The 19,612-nt window shown below is 41.5% G+C and carries 18 protein-coding genes; 10 read left to right on the forward strand and 8 right to left on the reverse strand.

All coding sequences use genetic code 11. From position 1 onward, the window contains the following. The first annotated feature begins 9 nt into the window (after positions 1 to 9). The gene (locus tag WKR92_RS07645; RefSeq protein ID WP_375557233.1) at positions 10 to 1,062 is read left to right on the forward strand and encodes a glycoside hydrolase family 43 protein; all 1,053 of its coding nucleotides are present in this window, start codon (positions 10 to 12) and stop codon (positions 1,060 to 1,062) included. 3 nt (positions 1,063 to 1,065) lie between these two features. On the opposite strand, the gene bshA is transcribed toward WKR92_RS07645, so the two are convergent. Next, on the reverse strand, positions 1,066 to 2,208 hold the full coding sequence (gene bshA, locus WKR92_RS07650; RefSeq protein ID WP_375557234.1) for an N-acetyl-alpha-D-glucosaminyl L-malate synthase BshA: 1,143 nt from the start codon (positions 2,206 to 2,208) through the stop codon (positions 1,066 to 1,068). A gap of 51 nt (positions 2,209 to 2,259) precedes the next feature. Next, positions 2,260 to 4,008: a serine hydrolase domain-containing protein gene (locus tag WKR92_RS07655; RefSeq protein ID WP_375557235.1), complete on the reverse strand. Its 1,749-nt coding sequence runs from the start codon at positions 4,006 to 4,008 to the stop codon at positions 2,260 to 2,262. Positions 4,009 to 4,099: 91 nt separating this feature from the next. Here WKR92_RS07655 and WKR92_RS07660 point away from each other — a divergent pair, with 91 nt between their 5' ends. The 9 genes from WKR92_RS07660 (at position 4,100) to WKR92_RS07700 (ending at position 14,180) form a co-directional block, all read left to right on the forward strand. After that, the gene (locus WKR92_RS07660; protein WP_375557236.1) at positions 4,100 to 4,891 is read left to right on the forward strand and encodes a hypothetical protein; all 792 of its coding nucleotides are present in this window, start codon (positions 4,100 to 4,102) and stop codon (positions 4,889 to 4,891) included. A 70-nt stretch (positions 4,892 to 4,961) separates the two neighbouring features. After that, positions 4,962 to 6,131: a Gfo/Idh/MocA family protein gene (locus tag WKR92_RS07665; protein WP_375557237.1), complete on the forward strand. Its 1,170-nt coding sequence runs from the start codon at positions 4,962 to 4,964 to the stop codon at positions 6,129 to 6,131. Between the two features lie 23 nt (positions 6,132 to 6,154). Beyond that, positions 6,155 to 7,078 (forward strand): tRNA (adenosine(37)-N6)-dimethylallyltransferase MiaA, encoded by a 924-nt coding sequence (gene miaA / locus WKR92_RS07670; protein WP_375557238.1) that lies wholly within the window; start codon positions 6,155 to 6,157, stop codon positions 7,076 to 7,078. Positions 7,079 to 7,084: 6 nt separating this feature from the next. Then, on the forward strand, positions 7,085 to 8,947 hold the full coding sequence (gene mutL / locus WKR92_RS07675; protein WP_375557239.1) for a DNA mismatch repair endonuclease MutL: 1,863 nt from the start codon (positions 7,085 to 7,087) through the stop codon (positions 8,945 to 8,947). 5 nt (positions 8,948 to 8,952) lie between these two features. Beyond that, positions 8,953 to 9,687 carry a rhomboid family intramembrane serine protease gene (locus WKR92_RS07680; protein ID WP_375557240.1) on the forward strand — a complete coding sequence of 245 codons (735 nt, stop codon included), beginning with the start codon at positions 8,953 to 8,955 and terminating at the stop codon, positions 9,685 to 9,687. Positions 9,688 to 9,770: 83 nt separating this feature from the next. After that, entirely contained in the window at positions 9,771 to 10,646 is an 876-nt protein-coding gene (locus tag WKR92_RS07685) for a rhomboid family intramembrane serine protease (RefSeq protein WP_375557241.1), read from the forward strand. 4 nt (positions 10,647 to 10,650) lie between these two features. Continuing rightward, the gene (locus tag WKR92_RS07690) at positions 10,651 to 11,760 is read left to right on the forward strand and encodes an endonuclease/exonuclease/phosphatase family protein (protein WP_375557242.1); all 1,110 of its coding nucleotides are present in this window, start codon (positions 10,651 to 10,653) and stop codon (positions 11,758 to 11,760) included. A gap of 66 nt (positions 11,761 to 11,826) precedes the next feature. After that, complete coding sequence (cysS, locus tag WKR92_RS07695) at positions 11,827 to 13,293, forward strand: cysteine--tRNA ligase (protein ID WP_375557243.1); 1,467 nt, start codon at positions 11,827 to 11,829, stop codon at positions 13,291 to 13,293. Between the two features lie 20 nt (positions 13,294 to 13,313). Beyond that, positions 13,314 to 14,180 carry a hypothetical protein gene (locus WKR92_RS07700; protein WP_375557244.1) on the forward strand — a complete coding sequence of 289 codons (867 nt, stop codon included), beginning with the start codon at positions 13,314 to 13,316 and terminating at the stop codon, positions 14,178 to 14,180. Positions 14,181 to 14,222: 42 nt separating this feature from the next. Here the strand turns inward: WKR92_RS07700 and WKR92_RS07705 are convergent, their stop codons facing one another. Genes WKR92_RS07705 through WKR92_RS07730 form a run of 6 tightly spaced genes read right to left on the reverse strand, consistent with a single transcriptional unit; the run spans position 14,223 to position 19,565 of the window. Next, the gene (locus WKR92_RS07705) at positions 14,223 to 14,759 is read right to left on the reverse strand and encodes a DUF922 domain-containing protein (protein WP_375557245.1); all 537 of its coding nucleotides are present in this window, start codon (positions 14,757 to 14,759) and stop codon (positions 14,223 to 14,225) included. Further along, the gene (locus tag WKR92_RS07710) at positions 14,756 to 15,871 is read right to left on the reverse strand and encodes a glycosyltransferase (protein ID WP_375557246.1); all 1,116 of its coding nucleotides are present in this window, start codon (positions 15,869 to 15,871) and stop codon (positions 14,756 to 14,758) included. Before WKR92_RS07710 ends, WKR92_RS07705 begins: the two co-directional genes overlap by 4 nt. Continuing rightward, the gene (locus WKR92_RS07715) at positions 15,868 to 16,524 is read right to left on the reverse strand and encodes a hypothetical protein (RefSeq protein ID WP_375557247.1); all 657 of its coding nucleotides are present in this window, start codon (positions 16,522 to 16,524) and stop codon (positions 15,868 to 15,870) included. The genes WKR92_RS07710 and WKR92_RS07715 overlap by 4 nt, the downstream gene beginning before the upstream one ends. 10 nt (positions 16,525 to 16,534) lie before the next feature. Next, a complete protein-coding gene (locus tag WKR92_RS07720) occupies positions 16,535 to 18,412 on the reverse strand; it encodes a glycosyltransferase family 2 protein (RefSeq protein WP_375557248.1) in 1,878 nt (625 codons plus the stop codon). Continuing rightward, on the reverse strand, positions 18,403 to 18,810 hold the full coding sequence (locus tag WKR92_RS07725; RefSeq protein ID WP_375557249.1) for a hypothetical protein: 408 nt from the start codon (positions 18,808 to 18,810) through the stop codon (positions 18,403 to 18,405). Before WKR92_RS07725 ends, WKR92_RS07720 begins: the two co-directional genes overlap by 10 nt. Next, entirely contained in the window at positions 18,810 to 19,565 is a 756-nt protein-coding gene (locus tag WKR92_RS07730) for a hypothetical protein (protein ID WP_375557250.1), read from the reverse strand. Before WKR92_RS07730 ends, WKR92_RS07725 begins: the two co-directional genes overlap by 1 nt. Positions 19,566 to 19,612: the final 47 nt, after the last annotated feature.

Genomic DNA, 19,612 nt, shown 5'->3' on the forward strand with positions numbered 1-19,612 from the left:
ACAAGAACTATGAGAACGAAGATCATATTAATAAGCTTATTTTGTATTTATCTATCAATTGATAAAACCTATTCACAATCTGAAAAAGTTGGCAATCCTGTTTTTCCGGGTTGGTATGCAGATCCGGAAATTGCTATTTTTGACAATACCTACTGGATTTTTCCAACTTTTTCTGAAGAATACGGCGAGCCAGATCCATCTACAGAATTCACTGAGCAGCAACTTGCATTACAGAAAAACACAATTAATCCACAGTATCTCAGACAAACTTTTCTCGATGCTTTTTCGTCCAAGGATCTCACGAATTGGAAAAAACATCGCCATGTTCTGGATATAAAGAATGTCAAATGGGCCGCGTATTCAATTTGGGCGCCTTCGATTATCGAAAAGGAGGGCAAATATTATCTGTTTTTCGGTGCGAACGATATCCAGAATGACGATCAACTTGGCGGTATCGGTGTAGCGGTAGCCGACAAACCTGAAGGTCCCTATGTAGACCATATTGGCAAGCCATTGATTGATAAGTTCTATCACGGCGCACAGCCAATCGACCAGTTCGTTTTTCGCGATGTTGATGGGCAGCATTATCTAATTTATGGAGGATGGAGAAATTGTAATATCGGGAAACTTAATGATGACTTCACAGGCTTCATTCCCTTTGAGGATGGGAGTTTGTTTAAGTCTATTACGCCTGAAAACTATGTAGAAGGAGCCTTTATGTTTGTTAAGAACGGGAAATACTATATGATGTGGTCAGAAGGCGGATGGATGGGGCCAGACTATTCCGTAGCCTATGCCATCGGAGACTCGCCATTAGGACCTTTCAAACGTATAGGTAAAATTCTGGAACAAGATCCGGAAGTTGCAAAAGGAGCCGGCCATCATTCTGTACTCAATTATCCTGGTAGTGACGACTGGTACATCGTTTATCATCGGAGGCCGTTAACAACCGATGTAGGATATCATCGAGAAGTATGTATCGATCGGATGTATTTTGATGAGAATGGATTTATACTTCCTGTGAAAATAACGGAAGAAGGAGTAGATCGGCGTCCTTTATAAATATTAAAGAGCCGCGCTTTTCGTTGAGCCTACTACCTCTTTGTAATAATTTTCATAGATAGGAAGGATTAAGCTCAGTTCAAACTCCTTCGCCCGTTGAAGTGCCTTTTCTTTAAAGTCTTCTAAGCGCTTGCTGTCTTCTAGGATGTACATCGCATTTTTTGCCATGTCATCAATATCTCCTAGATCAGACATAAAGCCACTTTCTCCCTGAGTTACTAACTCTGGCAAGCCACCGACATTGGTAGCAATGACCGGGACTTTGCAGGCCATAGCTTCTAAAGCCGCTAAGCCGAAACTTTCTGATTCCGAGGGCATCAGAAAAAGGTCGGATACAGAGAGGATTTCTTCAATGGCATCCTGTTTCCCTAAGAAACGAACATCATGACAGATTTCTAGTTCACGACATATCCTTTCATTATTTGCTCTTTCTGGACCATCGCCAACCATGAGCAGCTTGGATGGGATCTTTTCATTTATCTTTTTGAAAATTCGGATGACATCAGCAGTCCGTTTTACTTTCCTGAAATTAGAAGTATGTATGATAATACGTTCCTCTTCGGGAGCAATTGCACGTTTAAAGTGATCTCTCGGTTTCAAACTGAAACGAGACAAGTCGATGAAGTTAGGAATAACCTTAATGTCCTTCGATATATTAAAATGCGCCAGTGTATCCTTCTTCAAGTTTTCAGATACAGCAGTTACACCATCGGATTGATTAATCGAGAAGGTAACCACCGGATTGTAACTGGGGTCTTTTCCTACCAAAGTAATATCGGTTCCATGAAGTGTTGTTATTACAGGGATATCAATACCATAGGTTTTGAGAATCTGCTTTGCCATAAATGCTGCCGAAGCATGCGGAATGGCATAATGTACGTGTAACAGATCTAAATTTTCGAAACGAACGACATCCACGAGCTTGCTTGAAAGCGCTAATTCATAAGGAGGGAAGTCGAATAACGGATATTTTGAAATACTAACCTCATGGTAAAATAAGTTCGCTGAAAAGAAATCCAATCGGGCGGGTTGGTTGTAGGTTATAAAATGCACTTCATGCCCGTGAGCCGCTAGAGCCTTTCCCAGTTCCGTAGCCACTACACCACTCCCCCCGAAGGTCGGATAACAAACAATGCCTATTTTCATTCGTCAATATTATAATAAAGTGTTCTTCTAGAAATATCGGACAAAGTTCCACTATTTTTTTTGAATTGCCTTGTAAATGGCATCCATAATTCTGGAACGAATGTCTAATTTTGATAAATAAGGGCTTACCGTTGGTTGAACTCGGTTTGAAAGGAATATATAAACTAATTGATGCTCAGGATCCATCCATATACAAGTCCCTGTATACCCTGTATGTCCAAATGTTGCCGGTGACGCTAACTTCGAAGGGTATTCGCTGTCTGGTTCTGGGCTCCAACGATCAAAACCCAAACCGCGACGGCTTTTGTCAGAAAACTGAGCGGTGTATTTTTCAATTGTAGCTGCCTGTATATAGCGCTCACCACCATACGTACCCTTATTCAGCAACATCTGTCCATAAATTGCCAAATCGTTGGCGGTTGCAAATAGACCGGCATGTCCGGCTACGCCTCCGGCCATTGCTGCCCCTTGGTCATGAACAAAACCAATAAGTTGTGATTTTCTAAATGTTTTATCCAATTCAGTCGGTACGATCCGCGTTTGCGGAAAGCGCTGCCAGGGATTAAAACCCGTAGAGTACATGCCTAATTTATCATAAAAGTTCTTTTTAACGTAGAACTCTTCTGGCACTCCGGTTTGTTTCTCTATTACATGCTGCATTACATACATGCTGATATCACTATATACATATTCGCCCGGAGGTTTTACTTTCGAAGCGAGCATTGTCGGCCACATAACATCTTCATAGTAGTTTTTTCGCAGATAATAATTTTCACCCACTTTTACCGGAAAGGCGTCTGAAGAATCCGTACGATAATCAGCCTCTGTTAAATCTCGATAAAATGGAATAAAAGGGATAAAGCCACCTTGGTGCAGCATAACGTCTTGTAATTTGACATCTTTCTTATTGGATTGGGCTGCATCCTCAAGATAGAAACCCATTGTTTTCGTTAAATCGATTTTATTTTCGTCCTCCAGCTTCATCACCGCCAAGGTAGTTGCAGCAATCTTTGTTACCGATGCCAGGTCGAAAATATCATAAATATCAGTAGGTTCATCTTTATCATAATAGTGATTGCCATAGGCTTTTTGGAAAATGACATGTCCGTCCTTAACAGCCATTACCACAGCGCCCGGTGCGGCTTTCCCATCGATCATCTCCTGAGCGATTGCGTCGATTTCCTTTTCCAGCTGCTCACCATTAATGCCCAGTTGATCGGGATGCGTATAATCTAATCTTATTTTTTCAGTTTTGTAACCGTCTCCCCTTTTGAAGTTGGCTGAAACATCGCTCGGTAAAGCACCGTCGGCTGCGAGACCGCCGAAAATTACCTGAGCATTCATTGCTGATGCTTGCCGACTGGTATCGGTCGACCAGATAATGGGAGTTTCTATGTCGTTCAGTTTGGCAAGCTTATCATAGGATCCTTTTCCGACGATGATTAAATCTTCTGTTTTATTATATCCCTTCAGTGATTCAATAAATTGGGCATCTGCCAAGAGTCTATCATTGAGCTCTACTATTAGTGTATTATACTCCCTTACATCGTCGCCCGGAAGGATAGGTGAAACAGCCGCATAGAAGTTAAGTAAACTGTCGAACGTTACATCCGCGTTCATGCTGGCTATTTTTCTTTCGTCCAACTGTTTAAGCGGGATTTTACTAGTTGAATTGTTCAGAACGACGGTGGTCGGTGCAGTTTCTGCTCCGCTAGAGTGGTTATCTGTTTGTTTTTTTTGTGCGCATGCATAATAAGAAACGCAGGTAAGTAGACAGATAGCAAGAATGATGTTACGCATAGTATTTTTCTTATTCAGATTCTAAGTTATACAATTTTTAAATAAGTTCGGTCTAAAAGGTGAACCCCGCTCTTTTAAATATATTTGCAACATGAACACATCTCGGGATGCATTCAATGTTTTGATTCAGCAGCTGGAAAATCGCTGCTCTACGTCGTTTCAAGTAGCGGAAATAAGTTCGAATATCTATAGCATAGATTTTCCATACCACAATTTAGTAATTTATTACTATCTGCCTGAGTCGAGCCGCATCCATTTGGATCGCGCTTCGTCTAAAAAAGCGATTATCCATCTTGACGAAGATCGATGGTTAAACAGGGGCGATCTAGTTATTAACAGGATTTTAAACCGCCTGGGTCAGGTTGAGCGACTCTATGCAAGGAAGGGTGTCGTAGCGCGGATTGATAAGAATACCGCTTTATCCTTTCTAGAAGACCATCACCTGCATACGCCCATTCCCGGTAAATATCGATATGGGTTGTTTATCGACGGCGAACTCATGAGTATCGGAGTGTTTAGTGGAGGGCGACTCATGCGGCATACCGAAGGGTATCGCTCATTCGAGTGTATCCGTTTCTGTACGAAACAAGGTTATGTAGTGGTCGGAGGTCTCAGTAAATTATTGAAAGCCTTTTCCCACGATTTCAAACCCAGCGATGTGATGACCTATGTCGATTGCGATTGGTCGGACGGGAAGGTCTATGAAAAGATAGGTTTTGAACGGGAAGGCTATACAGAGCCTCAATATTATCTAATCGATTGGAAGAACCACCAACGCACTGCTTATCAATTAGAATCTGCTGGAACAATGGAGATTCTCAAGAAAGGAAATCACTATCTGTTGGCTAACTCGGGGAGTATGAAAATGATTAAACGCTATTAAATTAATCGTATTTAAATAAGATTGTATATATTTAACTGAATAAACGTTCAACGAATAAATAATAAAAATAATGAAGAGAAAATTAAGAATGGGTATGGTCGGCGGTGGCAAGGATGCTTTTATTGGTTCTGTGCATCGCATCGCAGCTTATATGGATGGTTTGGTAGAGCTAGTTTGCGGATCCTTTAGTATTGACCCGCAAATTAGTAAGGACTCAGCTGAGGCGCTTTTTGTAGCTCCCGATCGGGTTTACAAAGACTACAAGGAGATGATCGAAAAAGAAAGTCAGCTTCCCGAAGATGTCCGTATGGACTTTTTGACCATTGTTACACCCAACTTTATTCATTTTGCGCCAGCCAAAATGGCATTAGAGCATGGCTTTAACGTGGTTATCGAAAAGCCGATGACTTTTTCAACGGAAGAGGCTATCGAATTACAAGAAATTGTAGAGCGTACAGGTCTGACGCTTGCGCTAACCCATACATATAGCGGCTACCCAATGGTTAAGCAAGCGAAAGCTATGGTAGCAAACGATGAATTAGGAAAAGTAAGAAAAATTATCGTTGAATATCCTCAAGGTTGGTTAAGTCGTCTCTCTGAGCGCGAAGGAAATGCTGGCGCAGCTTGGAGAACGGATCCGAAAAAATCGGGTAAGAGTGGCGCTATGGGTGATATCGGTACCCATGCGGCTCACCTAGCGGAATACGTATCGGGTTTAAAAATCAGTGAGTTATGTGCTGATCTTTCGATTGTTGTAGAAGGAAGACATTTAGACGACGACGGGAACGTGCTATTACGCTTTAACAATGGCGCCAATGGGGTACTGATTGCCTCGCAAATTGCGGCCGGAGAAGAGAATGCACTGACCTTACGCGTGTATGGCGAAAAAGGCGGTATCGAGTGGAAGCAACATGATCCTAATAATTTGTATGTTAAACTCTTAGACCGTCCATTACAGGTTTACCGTACCGGGAATGCATATGAAGCACCTTACACATTGAGCAGCTTTGCTACTCATAATACGCGAATTCCTGCGGGGCACCCAGAAGGGCTATTAGAGGCTTTTGGTAATATTTACCGCAACTTTGTGCTGACTGTATCAGCGAAGTTGGACGGAGAGACGCCTACGCCGGAAATGCTGGATTTTCCACAGGTAGGTGAAGGGGTAAGAGGGATGGCATTTGTTGATCGAGTAGTTGAAAGCAACCAAAGTTCTGATAAGTGGGTTAAAGTTGATTAATCACTTCTAGTTGAAATAAGGGTTTGATTCATAACGATTTCGAACTTATTACTATTCTTGGACCGACAGCTTCAGGGAAAACCTCCCTGGCTGTCGCTTTGGCAAAGGAAATTGGAGGAGAGATCATCAGTGCCGACTCGCGACAAATTTATCGTGGGATGGATATCGGCACGGGTAAAGACTTGGCTGAGTATGACGAGGTTCCCTTTCACCTGATTGATATCTTAGATGCTGGTGAAATTTACGGCGTTGGTCAGTTCCAGAAAGATTTTCATCACGTTTTCGAACAAATTAAGGCTCGTAAAAGAGTTCCTATTCTTTGTGGTGGAACGGGCCTTTATATTCAATCTGTTTTACAGAACTTTGAATTCACCAGCGTTCCGCGGAACGCTGAGTTACGTGAGGCAATTGAAAGCAAGACGATCGAAGAACTTAGACTCGACTTTAAGGATATGCCGGAACATGCTTCGTTTGATGCCGACACCAGCACTCACAAGCGTCTGGTGCGGGCAATCGAAATTGCCAAATGGTTAGAGAGTAATAGCCTTGAGCATTGTGATGTACAGCCGCCAAAGTCCTTGACTTTCGGAATTCACCCAAATTGGGAGGTGCGTCGGGCGAATATTACAGCCCGTCTGCATGAACGATTTGAACAAGGGTTAATTGAAGAGGTGGAACAACTATTAAAAACTGGCGTTTCTGAGGAAATGCTGATTTTTTATGGCTTAGAGTATAAGTTTATTACTCAATACTTACAAGGGCACTTCGATCGCGAAACGTGTTTTAAACGCTTGGAAATCGCTATCCATCAATTTGCAAAGCGCCAGATGACCTATTTCCGTAAAATGGAGAAAGATGGCTTGGCTATTCAATGGCTTACAGAAGCCAGTTTGGCGTCACGATTGGCACGTATCAAATCATTTTTTCCTATCAAATTTGTACCTTAGCAGCGTATGTCTGATATAATAAATCTGCTACCAGATTCGGTAGCAAACCAGATAGCAGCAGGAGAGGTTGTGCAAAGGCCAGCCTCGGCAGTAAAGGAGCTGTTGGAGAATTCGATTGACGCGGGAGCAGACAAAATTCAACTCATTGTGAATGATGCGGGTAAATCATTGATACAAGTCATTGATAATGGGTGCGGCATGAGTATTACGGATGCGCGGCTCTGCTTTGAACGTCACGCAACCTCAAAAATCAAGCTTGCCGAAGATCTGTTTGCTATCCGTACCATGGGCTTTAGGGGTGAGGCGATGGCTTCCATCGCCGCTATTGCGCAGGTAGAGTTGAAAACCAGGCGACATGAGGACGATTTAGGCACCTGTGTTGAAATTGAGGCTTCGAAAGTTGTAAATCAAGAACCCGTTGCTACACCGGCAGGGACTAGCATTAGTATCAAGAATCTCTTTTACAATATTCCGGCCAGAAGAAACTTTCTGAAAAGCAATCCTGTAGAGTTAAAACATATTATCGACGAGTTTCAACGTTTGGCATTAGCAAACCCGAAGATATTTTTCAGCTTACATCATGATGGGAATGAACTCTTTCATCTACCGGCTTCGGGACTAAAGCAACGTTTGGTTCATGTTTTCGGCAGCTCGTACAACCAACGTCTTGTGCCGGTGGAAGAAGAAACATCCATTATTCGTATCCAGGGATTCGTGGGTAAACCCGAATTTGCGAAGAAGACCCGTGGGGAGCAATATTTCTTTGTAAATAAACGCTTTATCAAAGATCCTTATCTGAACCATGCGGTTATGGGGGCTTATGAGGGCCTGCTCTCATCAGATACCTTTCCGCTGTATGTCTTGTTTATCGAAATTGATCCTTCGAAGATTGATATTAATGTGCATCCGACAAAAACAGAGATCAAGTATCAAGACGATCGGTCCATCTATGCTATCGTCCGGTCGGCAATCAAGCGTTCCTTAGGTCGATATAATATTACACCGTCGCTCGACTTTAATCAGGAAACAGCTTTTAGTCAGATGATCAGTCCAAAGCCGATAGACGAGATTGTAGCACCATCTATTAATTTCAATCCTTCTTTCAATCCCTTTGACACCGACGAATCAAAAGGAAAATCACAAAAAAGTGAGGGAAACCCTGAGAGACCAAGTCACAGTCCATATAAAACAGCGATACCTCAAAACTGGGAATCGCTGTATGAAGTAACTGAAAAAGTACAGGTGAATCAATTAAAGCTGCATGATCATGAAGAAGCTCAGACTGAAAAGCAGGGTGGCAAGCAAATATTTCAGATTCATAACCGCTTCATAATCTCTCAGATTAAATCAGGCTTTCTGGTTATTGAGCAGCAAGCGGCGCATGAGCGTGTATTATTTGAACGTTTTATGCGTCATCTTGAAAATAGACAAGGGGCCAGCCAGCAAAGCTTATTCCCCCAAACGGTCAATCTTAACCAAGCAGACTTCGAATTGGTGCAAGAACTGATGCCACATATTGAAGCACTTGGTTTTCAGATCAGGCCTTTTGGCAAAACGGCTTTTATTGTAGAAGGTATTCCGGCAGATATCGGCCCGGGGCTCCATGAACTACAGGTAATCGAACAGTTGCTTGAGACATACAAGAACTATCAAGCGGTAGATCGCATAGCTAAACGCGAAAATTTGGCACGGAGCCTTGCTCGTAATGCAGCAATAAAAAGCGGCACCCATCTAAGTCAGGACGCGATGGCCGATTTAATTGATCAGCTATTCGCATGTGAAAGTCCAAACATTTCACTGAGCAATAAGCCCATAATTATTACCTTTACCATCGAGGAACTTTTAACAAAGTTTGGAAAATTAAGTTAGCAAGCATGTTCACAAACTCTACTTCGCCTTTTGGCAATATATCACCCGTCGTTAAGAATCTTCTTGTTTTTAATCTGATAGGCTTTGTTGGTTCCATGATTTTCGATCAGGCGAATCGATTATTCGGGGTATATTATCCCGATTCCTCCATGTTTCATTGGTGGCAGGTTATTACCTATATGTTTATGCATGGTGGCTTTGCTCACCTCTTTTTTAACATGTTTGCGCTTTTCATGTTCGGGCCAATTATTGAGCAAGTCCTCGGACCCAAACGATTTATCAATTTCTACTTAATCACTGGATTGGGGGCTTTAGCATTGCAATTTTTGGTGCAGGGGATTGAAGTATATCAGATTGTAGGTACGCCTTTCGCTGAGAACTATTTCAGCTATGATCCTATTTCGGGTATGATTTCAAGTAATTATCCGGGTATGTCGAGTGAGGAACTTAGGACACTGGCCGGTACTTACAACATTCCGATGGTGGGTGCTTCGGGTGCTATCTTCGGTCTTTTAGTAGCCTTTGGTTATCTTTTCCCAAACACTTCTCTTTATTTAATGTTTATTCCAGTACCCGTTAAGGCGAAGTATTTTATACCAATCTATATTTTAATAGAGCTTTTCCTTGGGTTCTCGCGCTTTGCAGGTGACTCCGTGGCTCACTTTGCACATTTAGGCGGTGCTTTGTTTGGCTTTATTCTTCTAAAAGCGTGGGGAATCAATAAAACACGCCTGTGGTAGATGCAAGAGAATTATTTGTTTATTGTTTAAACGATTTGTAAATTCAACATACAGAAAATTAATTGATTATTTTTTAGTTATTGATGAAAAACTCAATTATAAGTGACCTTAAATACAAGGTGTTCAAGTCGGGCAATCCTTTATATCTCTTTATTGCTATCAATATCGGGGTGTTTCTTTTGCTTAATTTTTTGTTGCTTTTTGAATTTCTTTTCAGTTATCAAGGGCTTATTAGCGGTCCCCTTCGCGAACAGTTGGTCATGCCGGCTAACCCCATGTTGTTTATTCTAAAACCATGGACGCTTTTTACCTACATGTACACTCAACAGGAATTCTTTCATTTGTTGTTTAACATGTTATGGTTGTTTTGGCTTGGACAGATCTTTCTGGACTTCCTAAACAAGCGGCAGTTTATATTCACCTATATATGCGGCGGTCTTGCAGGCGGTCTGGTCTTCCTTTTCCTATATAACTTTATACCGGTTTTTAGCAATCAGGCTCAGTTTACGTTCTTGCTTGGATCTTCGGCTTCGGTGAGCGCTATTGTTGTGGCTACTGCAACATTACTTCCAGATTATGCCATTCGCATGCTGTTCTTTGGGAATGTTAAGTTAAAGTATTTGGCTTTGGTGTTTATTGTGCTCGACCTAATTGGGATAGCCGGTGCAAATCCCGGTGGTAGCATATCTCATTTGGGCGGGGCTTTGTTTGGCTTCTTATATATCCGAAGTTTACAGAACGGTAAAGACTGGAGCAGAGTGTTTACCAAAAGAAGAAAGAAACCCGTAATGCGTGTTGTCCCGAAGGAAGAACCACGAAGAAGCAAACCTGTGAATCGCGTTCCAGATCAAGAGTATATTGACACGATACTCGATAAGATCTCTCAGCACGGCTATGATAAATTAACAAAGGAAGAGAAGGAAGCTCTCTTTAAAGCCAGTAAGCAAGGTCAAAATTAGAGAAATGCGTTCTAGGAAGAAATCGTTAGGCTTTATAAGCACCGTTGTTCTTTTATTCAATATCATGGCGATTGTTGCTTTGCTATTGAGCTATCTCGCTCCAATTGTTAAGCCTCAAACATTTTGGCCCATAGCTTTTTTAGGGATAGGCTATCCGGTTATACTGGCCGTAAATATTCTATTCATTTTATTCTGGTTAATCAAAAAGCCAAAATTAGCCTTATTATCACTTATCAGTATTATTGTTGGTTGGGGAGCTTTGAGCAAAAACATTGGCGTCGGTCGTGCAGCCAGTCCACATCCTGATGACGACACATCGGCTATTCGTATCATGAGTTATAATGTGCAGATGTTTCAGGGTTTAAAAGAAGATGCAGCTCATCGCCGAGAAGAGACCGTTGCCATTATCGATAGTGTCTCCCCCGACGTATTATGCGTGCAAGAGTTTTATACAAGAGCGAAGGGTCTAAGCGACATGAAACAGCTCTTCGAAAGAAAACTTGACTTACAATATTCTTATTTTATTCCTGCAGCGGAAAACGAATACGATGCTTACGGGATTGCGATCTTCTCAAAATACCCTATTATTGACTCCGGAACATTGAATATTAACAAACATGAACGCATTGTTAATCGCATTGTCTATGCCGATATCAATAAATCCGGTAAAAACTTTCGTGTTTATAACGTCCATTTGCAGTCTATTGGTTTCGATCAGCAAGACTATGATTATATCAAACAAGGCCCGGGAACCAGTCAGGCTGATGTTGAATCTACCAAGCGTATCGGACGTCGCTTGAAGCGAGCGTACTTGAAGCGCAATGAACAGGTCGATATTCTTTATTCTCATACCCAATCGGTTTCCATACCTTATGTGGTTGCCGGTGACTTTAATGATACGCCCTTATCGTACTCAGTTAACCGCCTATCGTCTGGTATGACCAATGCATTTGTAGAAAAAGGGGAGGGTTTAGGTGTTACTTATAATGGAGCGTTCCCCAATTTTCAAATAGACTATATTCTAGCGAGCCAAGAGTTTCAGGTCAAAAACTTTCAAATCGTTCCGCATAAACTATCAGATCATTTTCCTATTTGGAGCGACCTTCAACTGTGATGTCAAGCCTTCGTCTTAATACGCATGCAAAACTTTAATTTCAATTCTCTTTAGTAAATTTGCTGAATGAAAGATGCCCTTATCATTTACAATACGATTAGCCGGACAAAAGAAAAATTCGAACCGCTCAATGATCCATTTGTGGGAATGTATGTATGCGGACCTACCGTATACAGCGATGTTCACTTAGGAAACTGCCGGACTTTCGTGTCTTTCGATCTGATCTACCGTTATTTATTGCACTTAGGATACAAAGTTCGTTATGTTAGAAATATTACAGATGCAGGACATTTAGAAGGCGATCGTGATGAAGGTGATGATAAATTCTCAAAAAAGGCCAGATTAGAGCAATTGGAACCCATGGAGATTGTACAGCGTTATACTGTTGGCTTTCATGACGTATTAAAACTATTCAACGCGCTTCCTCCTTCCATTGAACCTACTGCAACCGGGCATATTTCAGAGCAAATCGAGATGATTAAAGAAATCATTGACAATGGTTATGCGTATGAGGTAAATGGGACGGTGTATTTTGACGTTGAGAAATATAGCAAAGAGAATAACTATACCATTCTAACCAACCGCAACTTGGAGGAAATGCTAAATAATACTCGCGATTTGGGAGGGCAGGATGAAAAAAAAGGTCGGCTAGATTTTGCCTTATGGATTAAAGCAAAACCAGAGCATATCATGCGCTGGCCATCACCATGGAGTGTTGGTTTTCCAGGATGGCATATTGAATGTTCAGCCATGAGTAATAAGTATCTAGGCGCTCAGTTCGATATTCACGGCGGGGGTATGGATCTTGCCGCTACGCACCATACGAATGAAATAGCACAGTCGCAAGCCTGTAATCATACCAACCCTGCAAAATATTGGATGCATACCAATATGCTAACCGTCAACGGTGCACGCATGTCTAAGTCGGCTGGCAACGGATTCTTGCCGCACGAGTTATTCACGGGTGATCATCCTTTGCTTAACAAAGGTTACTCACCGATGGCAGTTCGCTTTTTTATGTTACAAGCGCATTATCGGAGTACCTTAGACTTCTCGAATGAGGCGTTAGATGCGGCAGAGAAGGGTTATAAACGTCTGATGAACGCTATGTTACTTTTGCCCGACCTGCAAGCAAGTGATAAAAGCAATGATATTCAAATAGGCGAACTGAGAGAGCGTTGCTATGCGGCTATGAATGACGACTTCAATAGCCCTGTTCTTATAGCGGAACTATTTGAAGGTGTTCGGATCGTTAATAGTGTTTTTGATGGTAAGGCATTCTTAAACGGCACGCAAATTGAAGAACTGAGAGATCTAATGGAGCAGTTTGTCTATCAAGTATTAGGCCTGACACTTGATACACTTGGTGCTAAAGAAGATTTGGAAGCGGTTATGAGTATCCTCATCGAACTAAGGAACGATGCAAAAACAAACAAAGATTATGTTAGTTCAGATCGTATTCGCGATGGATTACAAAAAATCGGCATCCAACTGAAAGACAACAAAACGAAAACCCATTGGGTAAAAGGCTAGTATTTATTTAAACAAACATTATGTCCCAATCACTCTCCAGAGTATGTAGAATTTTTATTCTCTTTATTTTTCCTCTTGCCAGCTTTGCGCAAACCGATAATCTGGTGGGACAGATTGTTGCCGCAGATATCTACGATTCTGAGTTAAGTCTCAACAAAGGTCCGTTAGAAGGACTCACAAATTCGATCGATAAGAACACGATTTACTTTAAACCGGCACCAGAACCTGCATCTAAGTATTTCAGTACGCGACCAAATATTCCTGATGTGGTAAGTTGGCGTCCTGTATTTGCCAAGATCGCCAAAAGCAATGAATGGGGCTTTACCACCGGACCCATCAGTTGGCAGAACAGTGGTTTTACTAAAAAGAACGGTGAGTATTTAAGTATATGGAAAAGAGATCGAAAAGGGCGCTGGAAAATTGCACTTCGAGCAGAAATTGAGCATCCTAATGCATCTCGTGAAAAGACCTTTAAATTCGTCAACCCTGAGGATACAAAGTATTTCAAGCAGAAATCGAAAGTACGGCTGGAACAGCGTGCAGAGATTGTTACGAGTACCGACCGACTGATGGGTACTGTATTGCGTGCCGATAATGCGGTAGCCTATAAGGAGTTCTTATCTGACAATGCTCGCTTATTATTTTCAGGCTTTTCCCCTCAAATTGGTAAAGAAAACATCATCAACTTCCTAAAGGAAAATAAAATCGACATCAAAACCGAAAATGTTGCTGTCGATCGCTCATACAGCGGCGAGCTTGCCTATTCCTATGGGGATGCAAAAGTTATCAAGGATGATCGTGTCCAGAACTTCTACTACATCCGTGTCTGGGAAGTCAACGATGAGTTCAAATGGAATGTTCTAGTCGAGATGCTATTCGAAAAATAATCTAATCGGTTTATAAGCTCTACGATCCTCCTTTAATACGTCCTATTTTACGGCTGTTAGCATCCATTTAAACCAATCATTCCATTTCTTTTGATTCTTGATGTCGTTTCCATGTCGTGTTTCTTTATCATATATCAAATATTCATTATAGTGTCGCTCTAGCAATTCGTGAAACTTAGATCGAACCTCTTCTTTCCAGTTCTCCGTAAACTTATGCTTCAACATATCTTTCTCTATGCTGTTAGCGGCAATATAAGCTAGGTATAAATGTCCTTGCTCATGTTCCAGCATTCTCGCTTCATCTTTGGGTTTTACCTTTTCATGATCCCAAAAGCTTTCGTTCTTCTGCATTTCCACCGTTGTCCGGATTCCAACTCTATAAGACCTACGCTTTTCGATGACCGTGTCAATACGATAGTAGATTCTACTATTGATATAGATAGGCATCCAAGCATCTTCAGGCACCTCGGCCTCGAAGTCGCTTACCTTAATCAAAGGGATATCTTCCCATCTATGCTGTGCTGAAGCAGCACTTGAAATACAGAAAAAAAGTAAAGAAAGAATAAATGTGTTCTTCATGTTATCGGCTGTTTAGGTTCATTATTTATACTGTCGGTCGCCAAGATGTCTGTTATTTTACTGAAACAAACTTCTTCACTAAAATTTCTTTTTATAAAGCTTTTCGCATTTGTCGCTAATCTCTTCCTAAGTCTATTATCTCGTGATATTTCTATCAATTTATCTTTGAAAACCCGCGGATTATCAGCTACAACAAAAGCATCATGCATACCTCCTTCCAATCCGCTCGAGCCGTGTGCCGTCGTGATTAATGGTAGCCCATTAGCAAGTGCCTCTATATTTTTTATTTTAATTCCAGCGCCCGCCCTTACCGGGTTAATTATAATATCGATATCATTGTATATTTTGTTACAGTCAGGAATGAACCCTTTCAACAGAACATTATCTAACTCAGCAAACCTTTGCGGGATCCTTCTGCAAACTAAACCATAGATATGAAGGACTAAATCTGAACTTTCTTGAATATCGCACCAGACATTCTCTAAAAACCAAACAATAGAATCAACATTAGGAAAATAATCACTCGCTATAAAACCTACGACTTTTGCTCGTTCTCTAAATTGGTTATTCACAACGCTTACCGGATGTGGTGCCAATACAGCTTTCTCAGATGGAAGAAGCGCCAATGACTTGTCATAATCTTTTTTTGAGATGAATATAACATAGTCAAAATAACTATATATCTTGTATTCTGTTGTTCTGACCAGTTCGTCTTTATTAAACGAATATCCTAACTCTTTGAAAGTCGCATTACGGTCGCTAATGATATCATGGACATCGAGCATCGTCAGAACATGATCCGGGATGCTACTAAGAAAATACGCATGATTAATATACTCTATTATACAATATTTATAGTTGTCAAATGATAATAGATTATGAACGGCGGCGAGGTTTGATTTTTTGTCGTGGTCGTTAGCGTTCAGCAGAAAAATAACGTTGATATTCGGTAAAGAAACGGTGGTATGTTCTTGTTCCGATTTAATGAGCACCACGACAGTGAGATAGCTTTGATGCGAAAGATAGCTGACGAGTGTAGAAATTCTAGAGAAGCTACCTGCCGCATTGAGCCAGAATTTCACATCGGTTATCATTAAAACTTTTGGTTTCATATTGGTTCTTCTCGGCTATTAGCAATTTTTTTCCTTGGATGATGCAGCCCCTTGTATTTTAGGTCGAACAGACCTGTATACCGCCAGTTCAATGAGCGGTTATAAACGGGGTTTACTACCGGATCCAGATTCAGCATCGTTCCGATCGTCCCCAGCCGCAATTCACTGTTTAAGCCCTCGAACTCAGGTCTGGTAATTAGTTTTCCTATTTGTTGCATCGCATTGTTTGATAACATTATTCCACAGAGCGGGGTTACGCCCGTTGCATGAAGCTTTGCGTATTCGGGTAACTGGTCGATCGTTCTAAACCAGTACCAGTCGTCCCTTTCAGGATATTTAACGTTTGGAACGACGAAATCACAGTCCCATACACGCTGATAATAGTCTTTTAGATTGCAATCACACCAACAGTCCCACTCGACTATCAAATATCTTTCAGACTTATATCTGTCCAAATGTTCACTATACCATTGAAAAGCACAGAGATCCGAACTGAGCCAAGCTTTAGAAGTGTTCCCAAAAGGGTTTTTTGCCACGACGATATCAATACCAGGATTATAATCGATGAAAGATTGTTTATTCTGTTCAAAAGCCACCCGCTTTTCGGCGTCTGCTTCATCATGCCAAGTCATTATAATAGTAAGCTCTTTCATTAAAATATACTTAGTTTGTTTTGATATTCTTTTTTATCACAAGCCTGAAAAAATCAATTAAACGATCGGCATGGAAATCAAAAGAGAATTCCCTTTTATTGTTCTTCACGTCTTGAGTAATCTTAATCATTGTCCGTTTATCTTTCAGCTTCGCAGCGAGCTCATAAAATGTTTCAAAATATATCCCCATATTTAGTCTTTTGGTAAGCGTTTGGGAAGCAACCATATGCATAGCATTGCTTTTTTGTATCATTGGTAATCCTGCCGCCGCAAGGGTAGACATACGTGCCGGCAAATTTAAATCTGGCCAGTCCATTCTCATTACTTCCCCAAAATTTGCACTATCAAAAACATGTAACCACCCTGCGTCATATTTAGAATACTCTGATGTCCAATTTTCTGCATCACAATGCGGGTGTACATGAAAATAATCCTTTGCAAGCATTTGTGACTTTGTCACCCAGCCCCTATAAGAGTTATTGATAAAGTCACCATAAAGGTGTACATGCACTTTGTGCCGTGCCAGCTCACCAACATCTTCAGGCTTTAGACCAAATGGCCTTCCAGGTATAACTGTATGAACCTCGTGGTCTTGATCGGACAACAGCGGGGCCTCTGTGGCTTTAAAATATTGTCCGAGCGGCAGATCGCCGTCAAGAATCATGGATTCAGTTTCATCATTATTCAAAAACTGATCAAACCAGAGCTTGGATTCATGATTGATAAAAATTCTTCCTTGAGCTTTCTCGAATAAATCCACCAATAGATCCCATATACCAAGCTGCCTGCAATAAAATGGGCTTTCTTTAAAATGCCAAACAAACGGAATTTGCCGGTTGGCACTCATGACCTCATGCACAAAGGGTACAGCCGGATGGTTAAGGAGACCATATATTATGTCTGGCTGGATCTCCTGTATCTTTTCTTTCCACTGACCAAAGGGCACATCGATAACAGAACCGAAGTGTAATGGTCCGGTTGTATTGTAAAAATAGGGGTCGCGCATCCATAACCCATATAAAGTATGCCCTCGCTCTTCGAGTGCACAGATCCTTTCAGCATTATAGGCCAGTTCTCCTACAAGTAAAATCTTTAACGGTTCACTGCTTACTGTGCTGTCAACTTTAGAAAGCTCTTGCTTTTTCTTGATTTCATCTATATAGTTTCCGCTCCTGGATTGGAAACGTACGGGATATTTGACCCCGTAGTGTTGCTTGTATTTATAGATTCCCCCATCCAATTGCTCGTTGATTATCCGATGACGTTGATTGGGATGTGTTACCCATTCTGCTGAAATCCGCTTAGAAGGACAAAAGACCCCATGTTCCCTTAAGGTATCCCAGTACATTCTGTCCAAATCATCCGTAACCAGCTCTTTACGTTCAAGCCAGTTCTTCTTAGTCTTACGGTGCATTACTTGAACAAGCTGAAGGCCACGACCCGGCACACCGCCCAATGCCACTTTTCCACTGCTCCGACCACTGGAATCCAGGTAATCGTACTTGACTCCAGAATAAGACAGTATAGCCTGTTGGTTGCCGGTCAATGTTTCAAAAAGCGTTGCCAAGTGCGAAGAATAATAAACATCGTCCGCAGGTAGATAGGCAATGTAGTTATACTTAGCCAACGAAATGCCTTTGTTAAGTGAATAACCTAAGCCCTGGTTGGATAGGTTCTCATAATATCGGACCCGGTTGTCATTTTCAAATCGCTGTACTACATCTTCCGTCCTATCATTTCCACCGTCATTAATTATGATAAGCTCCCATTCGCTCAGTGTTTGTTCATAAACACTTTTGATAGCTCGACCGATAAATGACGAGCGGTTAAATGTTGGCATAATGATGGAAACTCCTATTTCGTTTATTGTTCGAAATGTTAAGTCCATGCTCCAAAAACGATTTTGTTCCATATCAATGCAAAAGCAAAAGGTGAAACAAATGAAAAAATCACAAACGCCCAAGCAATTGCTTTCCCTGTTTTACTATTTAGGAACTGATCATCTTTGTAACGGTTGTAAATTTTCACATATCGCTTATTAAATACGAAAAAGACACAATACAGCACAGAATAAAAGATATAAATTAACATCCAAGTGTCTTTGATTTGGCTTGGGAGTCTCGCCGTTGGCTTTAAAAGCGCATGAACAGCGAAAATCCCGAAAACTGTTAAACTGGCAAGCGATACAACTAAAATACCCCAAACCGTAACTAAAGGAACATCATTCCTATATTCTCCATGTTTATAGTACGAGTTATAGACAATGTAAAATAGTTTCTGCATCATTATTCGAACTCTCCTTTAATTAATAACCAACCAAACGAAACTGTAACGCCGATTAAATTCGACTTAATAAACAACGATCCTACACTTATTGCAGCATCAGCCACATTCATCATTGACACCCCGCCTCCATCCAGAATGTCAACGCCTAAGTTAGTAAGAGATTCCACAGCTTGCGTCGCTCCCAAAACTCTACCAGCTGTACTCAATATAGCAATACCATTGAACTTACTAGCACTTTGTAAATCATCAATAAGGCCTCGAACCGGATTGGATTCTAGTGCATTCTTAAGGAAATCGTTCGTATTAGTCGGCACACCGCCTAGTCGCCATGCTTCTAGTGTGGTATAAGCCGTGCTAAACGCTAGCCCATTAGCGATCGCCAAGGAAGCAACCTCTATCCCATTGCTCAGTCCAGGGCCAAAAAGAGGTTCGCCATACCCGCCGTATCCGCCAGATCCTCCATCATCACCGCCCATACCTGGCAGATAGTTATCATCGCCTGGGTCATATGGTGGAACGTATCCCGGAGGGAAAACATTCCCGCCTCCACTACCGTAGTCATCGTAGCCTCCGTAGATCTCTACGGGGTCTAATTCTATCGGGTTGTCCGGTCCGCCATAACCACCGTAGTTTCCGTAGTCGCCATCTCCGCCGTCCGGGGTGCCGTACCCGCCCTTAATACCCTTTAGGTAATCAATTTTCAGGATTTCAAGCTCGCTGCTCAGTTCATCTAAGTTTAGTTTTAGTCTTTTCATTTTGTTTTTTTACGGTTATATAATTTAGATACAATGAATCGCTATTA

The organism is Albibacterium profundi, assembly GCF_042159835.1.
Lineage (GTDB): Bacteria > Bacteroidota > Bacteroidia > Sphingobacteriales > Sphingobacteriaceae > Albibacterium > Albibacterium profundi.